At 35.4% G+C, this 2,795-nt stretch carries 1 protein-coding gene; it reads right to left on the bottom strand.

What is annotated here, in order from left to right; all coding sequences use genetic code 11:
• Positions 1–913: 913 nt before the first annotated feature.
• On the bottom strand, positions 914–2,446 hold the full coding sequence (locus ACP6PK_RS22175; RefSeq protein WP_426562726.1) for an NADH-quinone oxidoreductase subunit M: 1,533 nt from the start codon (positions 2,444–2,446) through the stop codon (positions 914–916).
• Between the last annotated feature and the right edge of the window lie 349 nt (positions 2,447–2,795).

Raw genomic sequence — 2,795 nt, forward strand, 5'->3', positions numbered from 1 at the left:
CTTGACCAGATTTTAAACAATTAATATATTCTGAAAGTGGATGCTTTTGAGATTTTAAAACTGTATTTGTCATAATTTTTTCCCTGAATTTGTTTTTTTAAATCTGTTTAAAACTAAGTATTAGTAGGATTTAGCAATCTCCTAACCTAAATTATGTAGCGCTAAATAATATCATAATTAGGGTTTGCTGAAAAAGTCTTTTGTCAGGAGCGGGGGAGTGGGGGAGTAGGGGAATAATTTTTTTGCCCAACTCTTGGCAGAAATGCTGACTTTTTGATTTTTCGGGAACCGTGCATTAAGCAGCTCAAAAACAGGTAATTTTTCAAGACCTAAAAATGCTAAAATATTTATCTGTAAATACTTTTATATTTAATCAGCAAGACCTAATTAGGACTTCGTAGTTGTACTTTAGCCCTGCAAATATATCTACAAGTGCTAAAGGGCAACTACAGACAAAGACTTTTTTATAACTAATTATCCAAATATAATATTACCTAAATAGAGTGTGCTGAAAAACTCTTTTTTAAGGAGTAGGATAGCAGGGAAGTAGGGGAATAATTTTTTTGCCTAACTCTTGGCAGAAATGCTGACTTTTTGATTTTTCGGGAACCGTGCATTAAGAACTCAAAAACAGGTAATTTTTCAAGACCTAAAAATGCTAAAATATTTATCTGTCAATACTTTTATATTTAATCAGCAGAGCAATAATTAGGACTTCGTAGTTGTACTTTAGCCCTGCAAATATATCTACAAGTGCTAAAGGGCAACTACAGACAAAGAATTTTTTATAACTAATTATCCAAATATAATATTACCTAAATAAACCTAGTTAGTTTCTAGGAAAAATCCTTGGTTTAAACAATAGATATCTACAAAAAACCTAATTTCTCAATTCCCGTGCATAAGTCTTTCGCTATTCAGAATAATTATTGATCGAACCTTGGGCAGCGATCGCCGACCTATTACTATGAATAACCTGCGATAATATGGGTTGGCTAATACTCATTCTATTTGCTTCAGTTTCAGTCCAACGCACAACCCAGTTAGGTTGTATTCCTAAAACAACGATCAGAACTGCTAAAATAATTCCTGGTATTCTATCTGACAATTGCACTGGAGACAAATTCATTACTATTTCAGATAACCTCCCAAAAAATACTCGGTTAGTTAAAAGCAAAAAATAGACTGATGTTAACCCGGTTCCGATCATACATAGAATAGTTGGAACCGTAAAAACATTGAAACTACCTCTAAACACTAAAAATTCTGAAATAAATCCAGCCATTCCCGGAATACCAGCACTTGCCATTACTCCCAAAATCATTAGACTGCCAACTATTGGTAAACCTTGTTCTGGGTTTAACAGACCGCGCAATATATCTATATCCCGTGTACCTGCTTTTTTGTAAACTACTCCCACTAATAAAAATAGTAAAGCAGAAATTAGACCATGGCTAATCATTTGAAACACTGTTCCCAAAATACTAAGAGGAGTTGCCGCTGCACTAGCTAACAAAATGTAACCCATGTGACCAACCGAACTATAGGCCACCATCTTTTTCATGTCTTTTTGGGCAATGGCATTAAATGAAGCATAAAGCACACTGACTACTGCCCATATTGCTAACCAGGGAGAAATATACACCCAAGCTTCAGGAAACATATTTAATCCAAATCTCAGCAAACCATAAGTTCCCAATTTTAATAATACTCCTGCTAAGAGTATGGAAATTGGTGAGGAGGCTTCAACGTGAGCATCTGGTAACCATGTATGGAAGGGAACTAGAGGAATTTTAATTCCAAAACCGATGACTATTGCTCCCAATAATAATAGTTGAGTTGCTAAAGGTAGGGTATGAGCAAATGCTTGGTCGTAAGCAAAATTGGAAGAACCGCTTAACCATACTACTCCCAGAAATCCAGCTAGGACTAGAATTCCTGAAATTGCTGTATAGATGAGAAATTTGGTGGATGCGTAACCTCGTCTTGGCCCTCCCCAGATAGCAATTAATAGGTATAAGGGAATGAGTTCTAGTTCGTAAAAGAGGAAAAACAGCAGTAAATCTTGAGCGAGAAAGGCTCCAAATACGCTAAGTGCCAACAATAGTATGAGGGAGTAATAAAAACGAGGTCTTTTGATTGATTCGTCTGTGGCATAGATGGCAATAGTGGTTAACAGACCGTTTAATACTACTAATGGCAGAGATAAACCGTCCATTCCCAAGGAGTAGCTTAAACCTAGGGAGTCTATCCAGGGAAAAAAGACAACGAATTGTTGATTTGGATCTTGTGGATTGAATTGGGTAAGTAGCACTAAAGACCATAAGAAGCTAATAATAGCTACTGTTAAAGCTAGTTGACGGGCTAATTTTGGCGAGACAGTGCTTGGCCAAAAACTAATAATACCTGCACCAATTAGTGGAACTAAGATGAGACCATTGAGCATTTTTTGATATTTTCTTTTGAGGGAATTTACCGATAATTTTGCAATTCTACTATAGAGCTATAGGAGATGGACAATCTTTAACAAAGCCAGAACTCAGAAGTTAGAAGTTAAATTATTGCTGTGGCTAAATTTCAGAGTTTGAGAATATTTGCCCTAGTAATGGTGACTGCTATATATCAATATCACGGATTAATTATTAATCAAAAATTGGAAATATATTCATTACTATTGCGCAATAGTAGAGCATCAAACATACTCTCAAAACTCAACTGAGAGTCACTGATTCTCTGAGCAAGTCAATCTATCAATCAACAGATTAATCACTTTTCAAAAATTGGAAATATTTTCA

Source organism: Dapis hubbardiae BLCC-M172 (assembly GCF_050016015.1).
In the GTDB taxonomy this organism is placed as follows: Bacteria; Cyanobacteriota; Cyanobacteriia; order Cyanobacteriales; family Microcoleaceae; genus Trichodesmium.

Excerpts from the sequence above, each read along its gene's own strand:
- ACP6PK_RS22175 (WP_426562726.1), bottom strand. The coding sequence starts at position 2,446 with ATGCTCAATGGTCTCATCTTAGTTCCACTAATTGGTGCAGGTATTATT.